The organism is Ruegeria hyattellae (assembly GCF_041537925.1).
Taxonomy (GTDB): domain Bacteria; phylum Pseudomonadota; class Alphaproteobacteria; order Rhodobacterales; family Rhodobacteraceae; genus Ruegeria_C.
Genome location: NZ_JBGOSH010000008.1, coordinates 144,541 through 159,322, shown reverse-complemented (window position 1 = coordinate 159,322; position 14,782 = coordinate 144,541). Strand labels below are relative to the sequence as shown.

General features: G+C 61.2%; 18 protein-coding genes. 8 read left to right on the top strand and 10 right to left on the bottom strand.

Annotated features, from left to right (window positions below):
• The first annotated feature begins 11 nt into the window (after positions 1 to 11).
• The gene (locus AB1E33_RS18740; RefSeq protein ID WP_372578793.1) at positions 12 to 785 is read left to right on the top strand and encodes an esterase/lipase family protein; all 774 of its coding nucleotides are present in this window, start codon (positions 12 to 14) and stop codon (positions 783 to 785) included.
• On the top strand, positions 782 to 1,927 hold the full coding sequence (locus tag AB1E33_RS18735) for an alpha-D-ribose 1-methylphosphonate 5-triphosphate diphosphatase (RefSeq protein ID WP_372578792.1): 1,146 nt from the start codon (positions 782 to 784) through the stop codon (positions 1,925 to 1,927). The genes AB1E33_RS18740 and AB1E33_RS18735 overlap by 4 nt, the downstream gene beginning before the upstream one ends.
• Positions 1,928 to 1,994: 67 nt before the next feature.
• On the opposite strand, the gene AB1E33_RS18730 is transcribed toward AB1E33_RS18735, so the two are convergent.
• Together AB1E33_RS18730 and purE are read right to left on the bottom strand one after the other, a co-directional pair.
• Positions 1,995 to 3,068 carry a 5-(carboxyamino)imidazole ribonucleotide synthase gene (locus tag AB1E33_RS18730; RefSeq protein WP_372578791.1) on the bottom strand — a complete coding sequence of 358 codons (1,074 nt, stop codon included), beginning with the start codon at positions 3,066 to 3,068 and terminating at the stop codon, positions 1,995 to 1,997.
• Entirely contained in the window at positions 3,061 to 3,549 is a 489-nt protein-coding gene (gene purE, locus AB1E33_RS18725) for a 5-(carboxyamino)imidazole ribonucleotide mutase (RefSeq protein ID WP_372578790.1), read from the bottom strand. Before purE ends, AB1E33_RS18730 begins: the two co-directional genes overlap by 8 nt.
• A gap of 81 nt (positions 3,550 to 3,630) precedes the next feature.
• Here purE and AB1E33_RS18720 point away from each other — a divergent pair, with 81 nt between their 5' ends.
• Positions 3,631 to 3,990: a DUF1272 domain-containing protein gene (locus tag AB1E33_RS18720; protein WP_372578789.1), complete on the top strand. Its 360-nt coding sequence runs from the start codon at positions 3,631 to 3,633 to the stop codon at positions 3,988 to 3,990.
• A gap of 2 nt (positions 3,991 to 3,992) precedes the next feature.
• Here the strand turns inward: AB1E33_RS18720 and AB1E33_RS18715 are convergent, their stop codons facing one another.
• Positions 3,993 to 4,217, bottom strand: a complete 225-nt coding sequence (locus tag AB1E33_RS18715) for a YdcH family protein (protein ID WP_249708120.1) — start codon at positions 4,215 to 4,217, stop codon at positions 3,993 to 3,995.
• Between the two features lie 167 nt (positions 4,218 to 4,384).
• Between AB1E33_RS18715 and AB1E33_RS18710 the strand changes: the two genes are divergently transcribed.
• The 4 genes from AB1E33_RS18710 (at position 4,385) to AB1E33_RS18695 (ending at position 6,885) form a co-directional block, all read left to right on the top strand.
• A complete protein-coding gene (locus AB1E33_RS18710) occupies positions 4,385 to 4,798 on the top strand; it encodes an Hsp20 family protein (protein ID WP_372578788.1) in 414 nt (137 codons plus the stop codon).
• Between the two features lie 3 nt (positions 4,799 to 4,801).
• Complete coding sequence (locus tag AB1E33_RS18705; RefSeq protein WP_372578787.1) at positions 4,802 to 5,026, top strand: DUF1150 family protein; 225 nt, start codon at positions 4,802 to 4,804, stop codon at positions 5,024 to 5,026.
• A gap of 99 nt (positions 5,027 to 5,125) precedes the next feature.
• Complete coding sequence (locus AB1E33_RS18700) at positions 5,126 to 6,013, top strand: PhzF family protein (protein ID WP_372578786.1); 888 nt, start codon at positions 5,126 to 5,128, stop codon at positions 6,011 to 6,013.
• Positions 6,010 to 6,885 carry a glycosyltransferase family 10 domain-containing protein gene (locus AB1E33_RS18695; RefSeq protein ID WP_372578785.1) on the top strand — a complete coding sequence of 292 codons (876 nt, stop codon included), beginning with the start codon at positions 6,010 to 6,012 and terminating at the stop codon, positions 6,883 to 6,885. The genes AB1E33_RS18700 and AB1E33_RS18695 overlap by 4 nt, the downstream gene beginning before the upstream one ends.
• Before the next feature lie 44 nt (positions 6,886 to 6,929).
• On the opposite strand, the gene AB1E33_RS18690 is transcribed toward AB1E33_RS18695, so the two are convergent.
• The 5 genes from AB1E33_RS18690 to trxB form a co-directional block, all read right to left on the bottom strand.
• On the bottom strand, positions 6,930 to 7,421 hold the full coding sequence (locus AB1E33_RS18690) for a fasciclin domain-containing protein (protein ID WP_372578784.1): 492 nt from the start codon (positions 7,419 to 7,421) through the stop codon (positions 6,930 to 6,932).
• Positions 7,422 to 7,614: 193 nt separating this feature from the next.
• The gene (locus AB1E33_RS18685; RefSeq protein WP_372578783.1) at positions 7,615 to 9,330 is read right to left on the bottom strand and encodes a bifunctional sulfate adenylyltransferase/adenylylsulfate kinase; all 1,716 of its coding nucleotides are present in this window, start codon (positions 9,328 to 9,330) and stop codon (positions 7,615 to 7,617) included.
• Between the two features lie 192 nt (positions 9,331 to 9,522).
• Positions 9,523 to 11,217, bottom strand: a complete 1,695-nt coding sequence (locus AB1E33_RS18680) for an adenylate/guanylate cyclase domain-containing protein (protein ID WP_372578782.1) — start codon at positions 11,215 to 11,217, stop codon at positions 9,523 to 9,525.
• Positions 11,218 to 11,274: 57 nt separating this feature from the next.
• Positions 11,275 to 11,712, bottom strand: coding sequence for an RES family NAD+ phosphorylase (locus AB1E33_RS18675; RefSeq protein WP_372578781.1), 438 nt, complete (start codon positions 11,710 to 11,712; stop codon positions 11,275 to 11,277).
• Between the two features lie 26 nt (positions 11,713 to 11,738).
• Positions 11,739 to 12,680 carry a thioredoxin-disulfide reductase gene (gene trxB, locus AB1E33_RS18670; protein WP_372578780.1) on the bottom strand — a complete coding sequence of 314 codons (942 nt, stop codon included), beginning with the start codon at positions 12,678 to 12,680 and terminating at the stop codon, positions 11,739 to 11,741.
• Positions 12,681 to 12,906: 226 nt separating this feature from the next.
• Here trxB and AB1E33_RS18665 point away from each other — a divergent pair, with 226 nt between their 5' ends.
• Positions 12,907 to 13,407 carry an Lrp/AsnC family transcriptional regulator gene (locus tag AB1E33_RS18665; protein ID WP_249708149.1) on the top strand — a complete coding sequence of 167 codons (501 nt, stop codon included), beginning with the start codon at positions 12,907 to 12,909 and terminating at the stop codon, positions 13,405 to 13,407.
• Between the two features lie 93 nt (positions 13,408 to 13,500).
• Here the strand turns inward: AB1E33_RS18665 and AB1E33_RS18660 are convergent, their stop codons facing one another.
• Positions 13,501 to 14,283, bottom strand: coding sequence for a Hint domain-containing protein (locus AB1E33_RS18660; RefSeq protein WP_372578779.1), 783 nt, complete (start codon positions 14,281 to 14,283; stop codon positions 13,501 to 13,503).
• 332 nt (positions 14,284 to 14,615) lie between these two features.
• Positions 14,616 to 14,768, bottom strand: coding sequence for a hypothetical protein (locus AB1E33_RS18655; RefSeq protein ID WP_372578778.1), 153 nt, complete (start codon positions 14,766 to 14,768; stop codon positions 14,616 to 14,618).
• Positions 14,769 to 14,782 lie beyond the last annotated feature (14 nt).

Here is a 14,782-nt window from a genome sequence, read left to right as displayed (position 1 = left end):
ATCCCGCAGCCATGCGCTACCTGATTGCCCTGTTTCTGTTCCCGCCCGCACCGGTCATGGCCGATTGCGTCATCCTGCTACACGGACTGGCGCGCACCGAAGTGTCGCTGACCGTGATGCAGCAAGTGCTGGAATCGGAAGGCTATGACACGTTTGCGCCGGGCTATGCCTCGACCGATCTCCCCATTGACGAGTTGGCCGCACAGACGCTACCGCCCGCGATCGAGGCTTGTGGCGATCAGACGGTGCATTTCGTTGCCCATAGCATGGGGGGCATTCTGATCCGCTATTGGATGCAGGACCACAAGCCCGCCAACATGGGTCGCGTGGTCATGCTGGGGACGCCCAATCAGGGCAGTCAGCTGGTGGATGAACTGGGCGATCTGGAAGTGTTCGGCCTGTTGCACGGACCTGCGGGCCTGTCGCTGGGTACCGGGCCGGACAGCGTGCCGCTGAGCCTGCCGTCGGTGAATTTCGAGGCTGGGGTGATCGCGGGCCGGAACTCTCTGAACCCGGTCTTCTCGGCGATGATCGAAGGGGCGGATGACGGCAAGGTATCAGTTGCCTCGACCGCGGTTGCAGGGATGCGCGATCATATCGTGCTGCCGGTGACCCATACTTTCATGATGAACAACCCGCTGGTGATCGGGCAGACCGCGCATTTCTTGAAATACGGCCGGTTCGACCCCGAACTGACATGGATCGATTCGCTGATCGGGCCGTTCGAAGGGGGTTGCGAAGAGGGGCAGGATTGCGAACCCTCCGACCAGGAGATGCGCGAATGAGCCTGAGCCTGACATTTGCCGGGGCCGAGGTGCTGCTGCCGGGGCGCGGGCTGGTCAGGGATGAGGTCTCGGTTGCCAATGGGAAGATCGCGGAGAGTGCGGCACGCGCGGTGGCGCTCGACGGCTATGTCGTGCTGCCCGGTATCATCGACCTGCATGGCGACGGGTTCGAGCGTCACCTGGCCCCCCGTCGCGGCGCGATGAAACAGATGGACGAGGGCGTGATCGCCACCGAGGCGGAATTGGCCGCCAACGGGATCACCACCGCGATCATGGCGCAATTCTGGAGCTGGGAGGGCGGCGTGCGCGGCCCGGACTATGCAGCGCAGGTTTTTGCCGCCATCGAAGAGACGTGCAAATGCGTGGTCACCGATCTGGTGCCGCAATTGCGCTTCGAAACGCATATGCTCGAGGACTATGCTGCGCTGCCGGCACGGATGGCGGAATGGGGTGTGTCCTATCTGGTATTCAACGACCATCTGCCGCATAACCGGCTGGCCGAGGGGCGGACACCACCGCGCCTGACCGGGCAGGCGCTGAAGGCGCGGCGCAGCCCCGAGGCACATCTGGCGTTGCTGCAGCAACTGCATGGGAACGGTCCCGAAGTGCCCGCCGCGCTGGACAGCCTCTGTGACGCTCTGAGTGGGCAGGGCGTAGCGCTGGGCAGCCATGACGACCGGACCGCGCAGGGTCGGGCGAGATGGCGAGCGCGTGGCGTGCGGATTGCCGAGTTTCCCGAGACCGTTGAAGCTGCCGAAGCCGCGAAAGAGGCGGGCGACACCGTTATTCTGGGAGCGCCGAACGTGGTGCGGGGCGGCTCGCACAAGGGCAATGCCAGCGCGCTGGATCTGATCGCGATGGGGCTGTGCGATGCCATTGCCTCGGATTATCACTATCCCAGCCCGCGCCGCGCGGCGCTGATGCTGGCGCGCAGCGGGGTGCTGGACCTGGCCCGCGCCTGGGCGTTGGTATCGTCAGGCCCGGCGCGGGTTCTGGGGCTGACGGATCGCGGTGATCTCAGCCTTGGCAAACGCGCCGATCTGGTGGTGCTGGAGGCTGACAGCCACCGTGTTGCGCTAACCATGGCAGGCGGGCGGATCAGCTACATGAACGGGGCCATCGCCGAGCGCTTGCTGGGTTAGCGGGTACGCGGCGGCTCGGGCCCGGCGGGCCGCCGCCGCCGCGTCGAAAATCTGCGATTTTCGGGTGCTAGGTTGCCCGGGTGATGCGATTGACATGGCCCATCTTGCGGCCCTTTTTGACCTCGGTCTTGCCATAGAGATGCAGCGCCACGTCGCGTGCGCGAGCCAGCGCCGGGACCGTGTCCATATCGTCGCCGATCAGGTTCTCCATCACCACATCCGCGTATCGCTGTCCGTCGCCCAGCGGCCAGCCCGCGACCGCGCGGATATGTTGTTCGAACTGATCGACGCTGCAGCCATTCTGGGTCCAGTGGCCGGAATTATGCACCCGTGGGGCGATCTCGTTCACGATCAGCCCTTGCGGTGTCACAAACAGCTCGACCCCCATCACGCCGACATAATCCAGCCGGTTCAGAATATTGGCGGCCAGCAACACGGCGTCGGTCTTTTGCGCAGAGGTCAGCCGCGCGGGGACAGCGGTGGTGCGCAGGATGCCTGACTCATGCACGTTTTCGCCCGGATCGAAACAGGCGACCTGACCGTCCAGCCCGCGCGCGGCGATGATCGAAACCTCGTGGGAGAAGTCCACGAAGCCTTCCAGAATGGCGGGTGCATCGGCCATATCCGCCAGAGCCATCTCGGCGTCGGCGGGCGCTTGCAGGCGGGCCTGCCCTTTGCCGTCATAGCCGAAGCGGCGGGTCTTCAGGATCGCCGGGGTGCCGATCTCGGCGAGCGCCGCCTCGAGGCTGGCCAGATCGGTGATGTCGGCAAAAGACGCGGTTTGCAGGCCGAGGTCGCGCAGAAAGGTCTTTTCGGTCAGCCGGTCCTGACTGATGCGCAGCGCTTCGCGTCCGGGGCGGATCGGGCGGTGCGCCTCAAGCAGGTCGAGCGCCTGGGTGGGGATGTTCTCGAACTCGTAGGTGATCACGTCGACCGAGGCGGCAAAGGCCTGCAGGGCGGTCTCGTCTTCATAGCGCGCAGTGGTGACGGCATGGGCAACATCGCCTGCGGGCGGGTTGGCGCCGGGCTCGTAGATATGGGTGCGAAAGCCAAGTCGGGCCGTCGCGACAGAGAGCATGCGGCCCAGTTGACCGCCGCCCAGAATGCCGATGGTTGCGCCCTGGGGCAGGGGGTCAGTCATTGCTGGGCTCCTCAGGGATCGACGCGGAGAGGGCACCGCGCCAGGCGTCGAGCCGTTGCGCAAGCACGTCGTCCTGCAGGGCGAGGATGCCTGCGGCCATCAGCCCGGCATTGGCTGCCCCCGCCGACCCGATGGCCATGGTGGCGACCGGAAAGCCCTTGGGCATCTGCACGATGGAATAAAGCGAATCGACGCCCGACAGCGCGCGGGTCTGCACCGGCACGCCGATCACCGGCACGCGGGTTTTCGACGCCATCATGCCCGGCAGATGCGCCGCGCCGCCCGCGCCTGCAATGATCACATGCAAACCGCGATCCGCGGCGGTCTTGCCGTAATCCCACAGGCGGTCCGGCGTACGGTGGGCCGAGACGATGCGCGCCTCATGGGCGATGCCCAGCTCGTCCAGAATATCGGCCGCCTCTTTCATCGTGGGCCAGTCCGACTGGCTGCCCATGATGATCCCCACTTTGATGTCGCCCATCTGCATGTCCTCGGCCCCTGAAAGAGCGCGCAATATATCCAAATGTAACGATGTTGCAATTGCCAACACGCCAAACCAAGAATGGAACTTCAGCGGTCGGCCAGATTAGCAAAAAGAGGATTTCCCATGCTCGAGATTCGCCCCAATTGCGAACTTTGTGATTGCGACTTGCCGCCCGACGCAGACGATGCGCGGATCTGCAGTTATGAGTGCACCTATTGCATCGCCTGCGTCGAAAATCGGCTACACAATGTCTGTCCAACATGTGGTGGGGGCTTTGTCCCAAGACCGATCCGTCCGAAACGATCCTGGCGATCCGATTTGAAGCTTGGCCTGCTCAACTACCCGCCAAGCGTCAAGCGCCGTCATTCAAGTTTCTCCCCCGAAGATATCGCCTCTTTCGTCGCGCGCATTCGGGACATCCCGCCTAAAGACAGATAACCTCACGCAATGATATCTGGCGTCAGCCTGTCCTCGATCAAGGCGATCATGTCCTTCAGGCGCAGTTTCTGCTTTTTCAGCCGCTTGATCGTCAGTTGATCGGCGGTGCCCTTATCGACCAGCGCATGGATCGCCTCGTCCAGATCACGGTGCTGGCGGCGGAACACTTCCAGCTCGACGCGCAGCACATCGTCAGTTTTCATCGAAAGGTCGGTAGGAGCGTTCATGAGCGACTCGGGTCTTTCCTGGATCTTGCCTGAGCCCCAGAATACGCGTTCACGATGATTTCGCCTAGACCTTGTGGAGGGCATGGTTTCTCCCCATATTCAATTATGCACGGTTGCCGGAATGGGGCCGTGCGCACCGTCGCTTTGACAAAAAAGGACGATTGGACGTGTCAAAAACTACGCTTGCGTCTTACCCGCATCTGCTTGGGTTCGAGCAATTGGAACGCCTTCTGGAACGCTCGGCGAAATCGGGCAATGAAGGCTATCCGCCCTATAACATTGAACAGACCTCGGATCATTCCTATCGCATCACCCTGGCCGTGGCCGGGTTTGCGGAAGAGGATCTGGCGATCACCGTCGAGGACCGACAACTGGTGATCCGCGGTCGTCAGCGCGACGACAGCGAGGGGCGCGTGTTTCTGCATCGCGGCATCGCGGCGCGCCAGTTCCAGCGCATGTTCGTGCTGGCAGACGGTGTCGAGGTCGGAGAGGCCATCATGGAAAACGGGTTGCTGCATGTCGATCTGACCCGCGCGATTCCCGATGCCGTGGTGCAGAGGATAAACATAAGGAAAGGGTAAGCGATGAATACACCGATTGAACTGAAGAGTGACGCGGACCGGATCGTTTATGTGAAAGCCGTCGACGTGGCCGATCTGCCGGATCAGGTGCGCTCGCAAGCCGGTGATCTTGAGCAGCTTTATGCGGTTCACGACGCCTCGGGCCAGCAGCTGGCGCTGGTGGCTGATCGCAAGCTGGCCTTCGTGCTGGCGCGCGAAAACGACTATATGCCAGTGACCGTTCACTGACGCTTTTGCCACGCGGGCCGGGCAACTTCCCGCGTGACACCTCCGGGGAACCGGGGATAGATGTCCTCCTGACTAGCTGCAACGTGCAGGGGACATGAGATGAGCAGGTTCGATTTCGATTGGGTGGATGCCTTCACCAACCGTGCATTTGGCGGCAATGGCTGCGCCGTGGTGCATCGGGGTGCGGGGCTATCTGACGAGACCTGTATGCGCTATGTGCGCGAGACATCGCTGATGGAGTGCACGTTCACCGGCCCTTCTGATGTTGCCGATATCCGGGTTCGGTATTTTCTGGCCAGCCGCGAAATTCCCTTTGCCGGACATCCCACGATCGCGACCGTGGCCGCGCTGCGCTCGCGCGGGCTGGTGACAAAGGATGAACTGACGCTTGAGACCGGCGCAGGGATCGTACCGGTCCGTATTCAGGGCGACCAGATCGAGATGATCCAAATCGCGCCCGAATTTGGGGTCGAGGTCCCGGCGGAGACTGTTGCCGCTGCGATCAGCCTGACCATCGACGATATTGTTGCCCCGCCGCAGATGGCCTCAACCGGATTGCCGTTCTGCGTCACGTTGCTGCGGGATCGAGCGGCGCTGGATAGGGCGGTGCTGAATGTCGATGCGTTTCGCACGATGACGGGTTTGCTGGGCTATGACGGCACCGACATGATGGAGCCGTTCATGGTCACGCTGGGTGGCGCAACCGATGAGGGCGACACCTATTCCCGGCTGCTGCTGGCCCCGCCCAGCCCTGCGGAAGATCCGTTCACCGGGTCGGCCACCGGCGCGATGGCGGCTTATCTGTGGCATCACGGGCTGATGGACAAGGACAGCTTCGTCGCCGAGCAGGGCCATGGCATGGGCCGCCCCGGACAGGCCCGCGTTACGCGGGTCGGGCCGCGTGATGCAATGACGGGCATCCGCGTCTCGGGCCAAGGCTATGTGCTGATGCAGGGGCAGGTCGACATGCCTGAGGGCGCGGCATGAGCGATGCGCCAGGTATCGCCATCCTGCCTTATGGCACTTCGCTGGGACCGAAACTGGCGTATATGCCGCTGTCGGATCTGACATGGCCGCTTGGTTGCCCGGACCGGTTGCTGGGTAAGCACGTGGCAGATCTGGAGCGGAATGATCATCTGATCATGTATCCCAAGACCTCGCACCACTATGTACTGAGGCGGGGCACCAAGGCGCAGATCTCGCTCATGATGGGTGAGCCTTCGGTGATCCATGCCAAGCATATCAAACTGCTGAAATGGACGTGGCGGCGGTTCTTCCGGGTGCTGAGTTTCCACGAAGCGCTGGTGGGTGCTATCCCCAATTGCGTGTTCTTTCCCTATGGCACAACCTGGGTGCCGGAGTGGCGCGATCTGACGATCGAAAAGACAAAATCCTGTTCTCTGATCGCCTCGGCCAAGCGCGACACGGCCGGGCATCAGCTGCGCCATGAGATGGTCGATTGGGTGCGCGAGACCGGTCAGGAAGTGGAGGTTCTGGGGCGTGGCTATACGCCCTTTGACAAAAAGTCCGACGGGCTGGCGTCTTACCGTTATTCGATCGTGATCGAAAACGTGCGCGAGAACAACTACTTCTCTGAAAAGCTGCTGGATGCGGTGTTCTGTGAAACCGTTCCGATCTACTGGGGCTGCCCGAATATTGATCGGTTCATTGATCCCGAAGGTCTGATCATTTGCGAAACAGGCGAGGACGTGCGCGCGGCTGTGCAGAACATGTCGGTTGAGGATTATCAGCACCGGTTGCCCGCGATTCGGTCTCTCAAGGACCCGTTGCAGACTTTCGCGGATATCGATCTTCGGGCGGCAAGGGTGATCGAGAAGGAAATCGCCACTGCCGGCTGACTGGCTGATCCCGCCGCGTGGCGGGACCAGAGGTTGAACGGTGATTATTCGGGGATCAGAACCGTGTCGATCACATGGATCACGCCATTCGAGGCCACTACATCGGCGGCGACGACCTTGGCGTTGTTGACCTTGACCCCATTGCGGGCGTTAACGGCCAGACGGTCGCCCTGAACGGTCAGAACCTTTGCGCGCTTGCCGGCAATGTCACCCGACATCACTTTGGCAGGCACCACATGATAGGCCAGTACAGCGACAAGCTGATCCTTGTTTTCGGGTTTCAGCAGGTTTTCGACCGTGCCATCGGGAAGTGCTGCGAAGGCCTCGTCGGTCGGGGCGAAGACAGTGAAGGGACCATCACTTTTCAGCGTGCCCACCAGATCGGCGGCTTGCACGGCGGCAACCAGCGTACCGAACGAGCCTGCCTCGACCGCAGTGTCGACGATGTCTTTCTGTCCACCGGCAAAGGCGGCGGTCATGCTGGTTGCGGCGATTGCGGCAGCCCCGAAGGTGGCGATGAAGTGGCGTCTGAACATTGTTCTCTCCCTGAGTGATTATGGGATTGTTACGTCCCCGCCCAAAGAAGTGGATCACATTGAGGCCAAAGATTATTGAGTTGAAGTTTTGCGGAGTTATATTTTTATTATAAAAAACAATTATTTGCATGGTTTATAAAAAAATGAAAAAGCCCGCCGGTTGGCGGGCTTTCCTTTCGAACCTGTCTGGCGATCAGCCTGCGATCAGGCCCATGCTTTCCAGTTTCAGCAGCACTTGATGGGCGCAATTATCAACATCGACATTCTCGGTTTCGACGCTCAACTCCGGGTCTGCGGGGACGTCATACGGGTCCGAGATGCCGGTAAACTCCTTGATCTTGCCCTCGCGCGCCAGCTTGTAGAGCCCCTTGCGGTCGCGGCGTTCGCATTCCTCGATCGAGGTGGAGACATGCACCTCGACAAAGGCGCCGAACGCTTCGACATCGTCCCGCACAGCCCGGCGAGTCGTGTCGTAAGGCGCGATGGGCGCACAGATGGCGATGCCGCCATTCTTGGTGATCTCGCTGGCGACATAGCCGATCCGGCGGATGTTCAGGTCGCGGTGCTCTTTCGAGAAACCGAGCTCCGAACTGAGGTTTTTCCGCACGATATCGCCATCCAGCAGTGTGACGGGACGGTCGCCCATCTCCATCAGCTTGACCATCAGTGCGTTGGCTATGGTGGATTTGCCCGAGCCTGAGAAGCCGGTGAAGAACACGGTGAAGCCCTGATGCGAGCGTGGCGGATAGCGGCCGCGCAGTTGGTCCACAACTTCGGGGAAAGAGAACCACTCCGGGATCTCGAGCCCTTCACGCAGACGGCGGCGCAATTCGGTGCCCGAGATGTTCAAGATAGTGACGTTGTCTTTGTCGGCAATCTCGTCATTGGGTTCGTATTGGGCGCGTTCCTGTACATAGACCATGTGTTTGAAATCAACCATTTCGATGCCGATTTCGTCCTGATGTTGACGGAACAGGTCCTGCGCATCGTAAGGGCCGTAGAAATCTTCACCGGCCGAGTTCTTGCCAGGTCCGGCATGATCGCGGCCGACAATGAAGTGGGTGCAGCCATGGTTGCGGCGGATCAGCCCATGCCAGACCGCCTCGCGCGGGCCGGCCATGCGCATGGCCAGGTTCAGCAGAGACATCGAGGTGGTGGCCGCCGGGTATTTGTCCAGCACCGCCTCGTAGCAGCGCACGCGGGTGAAGTGATCGACGTCGCCGGGCTTGGTCAGGCCGACGACCGGGTGGATCAGCAGGTTGGCCTGCGCTTCCTTGGCGGCGCGGAAGGTCAGTTCCTGATGCGCGCGGTGCAGCGGGTTGCGGGTCTGGAAGGCGACGATGCGGCGCCAACCCACTTTGCGGAAATAGGCGCGCAGCTCGTTCGGGGTGTCGCGGCGGGCGCGGAAATCATAGTGCACGGGCTGCTGGATGCCGGTGACCGGACCACCCAGATAGACCTTGCCCGCAACGTTATGCAGGTAGTTCACCGCCGGGTGCGCCTGGTCGTCGGCGCCAAAGACCTTTTCGGCCTCGTTCGATTTGTCTGGCGTCCAACGGTCGGTCACGGTCATGGTCGCAAGGATCACGCCTTCTTGATCGCGCAGGGCGATGTCCTGACCCAGTTCGATGCTGTCGGCAAACTCTTCGGACACATCCAGCGTGACCGGCATCGGCCAAAGCGACCCATCAGCCAGGCGCATGTTCTCGACAACGCCGTCATAATCGGCCTCACCCAGAAATCCCTTGAGCGGGTTGAACCCGCCATTCATCAAAAGCTCCAGATCGCAGATCTGGCGTGGGGTCAGGTCATGGCTGGTCAGGTCAGAGGCCTCGACCTTGAGTTTTTGAGCAGAGTCATAGGAAACATAGAGCTCCGGAATCGGAGCCAAATTGGCAAGCATGGTCATTCGAATACTCTCTGAGCAATCCGTAAATTCGGGTTTGATGGATACTGCCGCGCACTTGCCCGGTCTTGTGCCGGAAGTCCAGAGATTGAGAACAAATCAAGGAGAAGGTGTGCAGAATTGTCGCTTTTCGGAACTGATTTCTAGTGTTTCACGAACGATCCGGACGGCTGTTCCGGATTGTTGTCGGGCGACTCAGCGCGATTGCGACGGAGCGTCCGCTGGCTTCAGGCGATCAGATAGCTTCGAGGCCTGTGGTATCGGAATCCCGGCAAGCGGATCAGACACGCCGCGCAGGACAAAAGGGCGCATCCCGGCACCGGCGTTGGTCAGGCCAGCGGCGGTCAGGACAGGCTCGGATACGATCAGCTCGACTTCCAGTTCCTTGGTCTCCCGTTCCAGCCGGCTGGCCACGTTTACCGCGTCGCCGATGATCGTGCGCGGTGCGCTTTCGGCAGCGCCGATCTCGCCCAGAACGACATTGCCCAGATGCAGTGCCATGCCGATATGGACCGGGCGGTCATGGTGTTCGGTCAGCGTCTTGTTGAACGCCTCGAGAGCCGCGCCGACGCCTTCGGCGGCCAGCAGCCCGGCGCGAGCGGATTCGGTGGGTGAAGGCGTGTCGAATACCGCCAGCAACCCGTCCCCCAGATACTTGTCCACAGTGCCGCCAGCGCCGGAGATGGCGGGCACGATTGCGTCAAAGAACCGGTTGAGAAAGAACACCACGTCATAGGGCAATTGCCCGGCGGTGCGGGCGGTGAAGCCGCGCATGTCGAGAAACAGGATGGCCAATTGTCTTTCCTGCCCCTGGCTGGCATGAGCACGGCTGCGCGCGCCTTGGGACTGGAAAACGCGATAAACGGTCAGCGGCGTGATCGGCCGGATCTGGCAGGCCAGGCGAGTATTGGGCGCGGCTCCGACGGCGCGCAGGCTGCGCTCTTCGGCTTCGCTAGGCGGGTGCAACAGATCAGCACCGGCCTCGATCACCACGCGGCAGGTGGTGCAGCGGCCCTTGCCACCGCAGAGCGCGGTGTGGGGGATATTGTTCGCCTTTGACATCTCAAGCAGGGTCATGCCGCGTTCGGAGGTGATCTGCGGGCCGTCGACATAGCTGACCCGGACCGAGCGCCGCTTGCGCCGCAACTTGCGGACAAGATACACGACGGCCGTTAGCGCAAGCAGCGCCCAGAAAATGTTCTGTGCAAAGGTCTTTACCCCGAATAACTGCTGGAACGCTCCCTCGTTCGGCCAGTTGAAATACTCGATCGCCATTTCGCGCAGCTCCGGGTCGCCAAAGACCGCCCAGATGTTGCGCCCCTCGGTCAGCAACCCGGCAAAGGCAAAGGCCGGGATCAGCACGGCGATGCCGGTCAGAATCGGCAGGGCACGGTTCCACCAGCGGGTCAGCCGCAGCCAGAAATGCAGGCCCATGCAGCCATGCACCCAGACCAGCAGCAAAAGCAGCGACTGATACCAGACCGAGGGGTTGTTCCACATCAGCACAATCAGGTAGCTCATCTTGTCATTGACGTCGAAGACCTCATGCGCAAAGCGCGTGAAGGTCAGATGCGACAGCAATTGCAGCGGGATTAGCAGGCCCAGAATAACCTGAAGCGCCTGCGACCAAGTCATGCGCAGAGTCCGCCGCGTGGCCAGATCATAAAGCGCGATCCCGATATGGGTCAGAAACCCCCCGTAAAGAAGGGTTGAGCCGACCAGGTTGCGCGTAACGACCTGCCGTCCGGCCTGGAACGCATCCATCGCCTCCACCGAGACAAGCCCCATGCCGATATTGAGGAAATGGAACAGAGCATGGGTGAACAGGATCAGGCCCGAGACGATCCGCGTCCGGACCAGCCAGCTTCCTTGCCACAACACGTTGGCCACGCGCGTTCCTTTCGGTTCCGAAGACCCAGAGTGGGGTGCCAAGGCAGTGCGGTCAAGTCACAGCCCTGTGCCGTGGCCGGGCTCCGGGCACCAGATTTGTGGTTTGGCGTCCGGGTGCAGCCACAGTATGCGCGGATCGAAGATCACCAGATGGCTCAACTCGGGGCGTGAACGCGAGGAATAGAGCATCGCCTGCGCGCCGCCCGCGCGAGCTGGATCGGAATAGGACCAGGTCGGGGCGGGGGCGCCGGTGGCACGAATGTCCTGCCAGATGACCGAGGCGTCCCTGTCGCCCCGAAGGTCGACCACGTGCGCCGCCTGGACGATCAAAGGCTGGATGACGCGTGGCGCATCGCCCGTAAACATGTATCGCCGGATCGCGATGGCGGTGCCCTCGGGCGTGAGCGATGTATAAATCGCCACCTGCCCGGAATGGTGAAACCGCCCCTCGGGTGAAGTGACCGGGACCCGCGCATCCATACCCCGAAAGGTCATGCGCCAGACGGTCCCGGCGAAGGGTATCATTCCTGTTCGGCCAGGAACCGCTCGGCATCCAGGGCCGCCATACAGCCCATCCCGGCGCTGGTCACCGCCTGGCGATAGACATGGTCGGTCAGATCACCTGCCGCATAGACGCCGGGCACCGAGGTTTCGGTAGTGCCCGGTTTGGTCACCACATAGCCGCCCATATGGGTGTCCAACTGGTCCTTCACCAATTCATTGGCGGGGGCGTGACCGATGGCCACAAAGACGCCCTTGCAGGGAATCTCGGTGATCTCGCCGGTCTTGACGTTTTTCACTTTCACCCCCTCAACACCCAGCGGCGCGTCGGTGCCGGTGACCTCTTCTAACTGGTGGAACCAGAGCGGCTCGATCTTGTCGTTCTTGAACAGCCTCTCCTGAAGTATCTTTTCGGCGCGCAGCTCGTCGCGGCGGTGGATCAGAGTGACCTTGCTGGCGAAATTGGTCAGGAAAAGCGCCTCTTCCACGGCAGTATTGCCGCCGCCGATGACCACGATCTCCTGACCGCGATAAAAGAACCCGTCGCAGGTCGCACAGGCAGAAACGCCAAATCCTTTGAATTTCTCTTCCGAGGGCATACCCAGCCATTTCGCGCGCGCGCCGGTGGCCAGAATGACAGCATCGGCAGTATAGACTGTTCCGCTGTCGCCCTTGGCGGTGAAGGGGCGTTTCGCCAGATCCAGGTCATTGATGATGTCGCCGATGACCTCGCATCCCATCGCTTTGGCGTGCGCCTCCATGCGGACCATCAGATCGGGGCCCTGCACCTCGGTGTCGCCCGGCCAGTTCTCGACCTCGGTGGTGGTGGTCAACTGCCCGCCCGGCTCGATACCCTGCACCAGGATCGGCCCCAGCATGGCGCGGCTGGCATAGACGGCGGCGGTATAGCCCGCCGGGCCGGACCCGATGATAAGAACCTTGGTGTGACGTGTCTCGGCCATGGGAACCCCGTTCTGACGGATGGCGGGAGTGCCATCTTCGGAGGATGGATATAGCGACGCGGTGTCGCGGCTTAAACCCCTTATCTGACTTGGCTTCGGGCTTGTGATTCTTCCATGGCGCAGGCTGCGCCGGTCATTGTGATTAACAAAATTGCGCTACGACGAAATATTATTGCTCATCCCCGCGCGACTGATATAACAACCGCAAAAATGAGCGGAGAATTTCATGGTCGCGACCCGACTCGATCCGATCGACAGAAAGATACTTGCCGAATTGCAGGCGGATGGCCGAATGACCAACGTGGAACTGGCCAAGCGGGTCGGTATCTCGGCGCCGCCCTGTTTGCGGCGGGTGCGCTCGCTGGAAGAGGCGGGCTATATCCACGGCTACCACGCCGACGTGAATGCCCGCGAACTGGGGTTTGAGGTGCAGGTCTTTGCCATGGTAGGGCTGGAAAGCCAGGCCGAGGTCGAGCTGTCGGCCTTTGAAGAGACTTGCCGCAATTGGCCGTTGGTCCGCGAATGTCATATGCTCAACGGCGAGGTCGATTTCATGCTGAAATGCGTGGCGCCCGACCTGAGCAGTTTCCAGAGTTTTCTGACCGGTGAATTGCTGTCCACGCCCAACGTGGCCAGCGTCAAGACCTCACTGGTTATTCGCGGCGCGAAAGACGAGCCCGGCGTGCCTTTCGACGTACTCGAGGATCGCCTGAACCGAACTGCCTGAGTGCAATCTGTTCATCCGTTGTCACGGTCGCGGGCAGGAAGGCGCTCACGACCGCGCTTATTAACCACCAGATCATTAAATTCATGGCGACACTCAGGCGCTGATCGCGTCGTACTGACCATCTCCTGCGCGCGGCAGTATCTGCGGCCCGAAATCGGTCAGTTTTTCGACATGTGTGAAAAGGTTCAGATAAAGCGATCGCATCGCCTGGCTCATCACCCGAACCGCGTGGATGCCGGGGTGGTAGGTTTCAAACTGCAGCCCGTCCACCTTGATCACCGAATGACGCCTCAGGCAGAGGTGAAACACCTCAACCGGTGTCGGTGGCGAAGTTTCGACCACATTGTTGCCATCCACAAATTCCTTGATCGGCGTCAGTATCTGATCCCCGGCGCTCAGGCTTTGCAGATGTCCGGGCGTGGCCAGCAGCCGCGCCGCAGGCCCTACGATCACCCCCGACATTGGACGTTGCATCCCAAAGCTGTCGGCCATGATCCGGGTCAGACTTTGCACCCGGCCTTTCAGGTCGGGACGCCCTGGTATCAGCGTGGTCGACCCTTTCCAGAGGACCTCCTGCGCCGATCCGTCCTGCACGATCAGGCGATCGCCGGGCAGCAGATCCTCGATGGCAAGCGGCCCCATGTCGGTTTCCACCAGCGAGCCGCGAGAAAAGGCGCAGAACGCGTCCTCGAACAGCGGTAGCGCCGGTGCGATATGACGCGTCTGGGCGATGTTGTTCTTGCCGATCAGGGCGCTCACCTCATAGCGCCTCAATTGTGGTTTGGACCGGCTTTGCAGCTTGGCCGGATCCTCTAGCAGTTTGCCGGTTTCGACAGCATTCCGCGCCGCTCGTGCTAGCGAGTGGGGGATAGTCATACCTAGTTAACCCTCTTCATACATGTCAGCTCTGTGTCGGCCCCAGACGACTAGGTCAGAGTGACTCGGTTCTAATTGTTTTTGCCCCCAAAAATGCCATCCGGCCGCGCGGTTTCCACGCCGCATTTCCAAGTCTGCGCCCATCCAGCTTTCGATCCCATTGACCCCCCAAAGGAACCGTTCCGTAACGAGAGGATGAGTCCTCCCGGTCTTCTTTGCTGCCCAAACCCGCCTCGCCCTAAAGCGAGGCGGGCTCTTGTCCCCGGCCGGTCAGGGGCAGCGTCCGGCATCGGGTTTCTTGGGTGAGCCGTTTAAGCCCATCCATATTCCGTTCAATTCAGCGCCCCTTTGCACATCTCAAACCCGCGTTCGGTACGGCGGGCAATCATCTGGGCGCGGCGTGCGCCGCGGGCCCAGGGCAATTGAAATTTTCCAGCAGACACGGCGGAGACCGTCAAAGCGAAATAACGTCCTTTGGATTTCATCCGTGTCACTCCTG

Coding starts and splice junctions, on each gene's coding strand:
- AB1E33_RS18675 (WP_372578781.1), bottom strand. CDS start 11,712: ATGACCTTTCGGGGTATGGATGCGCGGGTCCCGGTCACTTCACCCGAG.
- AB1E33_RS18705 (WP_372578787.1), top strand. CDS start 4,802: ATGAATACACCGATTGAACTGAAGAGTGACGCGGACCGGATCGTTTAT.
- AB1E33_RS18690 (WP_372578784.1), bottom strand. CDS start 7,421: ATGTTCAGACGCCACTTCATCGCCACCTTCGGGGCTGCCGCAATCGCC.
- AB1E33_RS18715 (WP_249708120.1), bottom strand. CDS start 4,217: ATGAACGCTCCTACCGACCTTTCGATGAAAACTGACGATGTGCTGCGC.
- AB1E33_RS18685 (WP_372578783.1), bottom strand. CDS start 9,330: ATGACCATGCTTGCCAATTTGGCTCCGATTCCGGAGCTCTATGTTTCC.
- AB1E33_RS18740 (WP_372578793.1), top strand. CDS start 12: ATGCGCTACCTGATTGCCCTGTTTCTGTTCCCGCCCGCACCGGTCATG.
- purE (WP_372578790.1), bottom strand. CDS start 3,549: ATGGGCGACATCAAAGTGGGGATCATCATGGGCAGCCAGTCGGACTGG.
- trxB (WP_372578780.1), bottom strand. CDS start 12,680: ATGGCCGAGACACGTCACACCAAGGTTCTTATCATCGGGTCCGGCCCG.
- AB1E33_RS18700 (WP_372578786.1), top strand. CDS start 5,126: ATGAGCAGGTTCGATTTCGATTGGGTGGATGCCTTCACCAACCGTGCA.
- AB1E33_RS18655 (WP_372578778.1), bottom strand. CDS start 14,768: ATGAAATCCAAAGGACGTTATTTCGCTTTGACGGTCTCCGCCGTGTCT.
- AB1E33_RS18660 (WP_372578779.1), bottom strand. CDS start 14,283: ATGACTATCCCCCACTCGCTAGCACGAGCGGCGCGGAATGCTGTCGAA.
- AB1E33_RS18735 (WP_372578792.1), top strand. CDS start 782: ATGAGCCTGAGCCTGACATTTGCCGGGGCCGAGGTGCTGCTGCCGGGG.
- AB1E33_RS18695 (WP_372578785.1), top strand. CDS start 6,010: ATGAGCGATGCGCCAGGTATCGCCATCCTGCCTTATGGCACTTCGCTG.
- AB1E33_RS18665 (WP_249708149.1), top strand. CDS start 12,907: ATGGTCGCGACCCGACTCGATCCGATCGACAGAAAGATACTTGCCGAA.
- AB1E33_RS18730 (WP_372578791.1), bottom strand. CDS start 3,068: ATGACTGACCCCCTGCCCCAGGGCGCAACCATCGGCATTCTGGGCGGC.
- AB1E33_RS18720 (WP_372578789.1), top strand. CDS start 3,631: ATGGAACTTCAGCGGTCGGCCAGATTAGCAAAAAGAGGATTTCCCATG.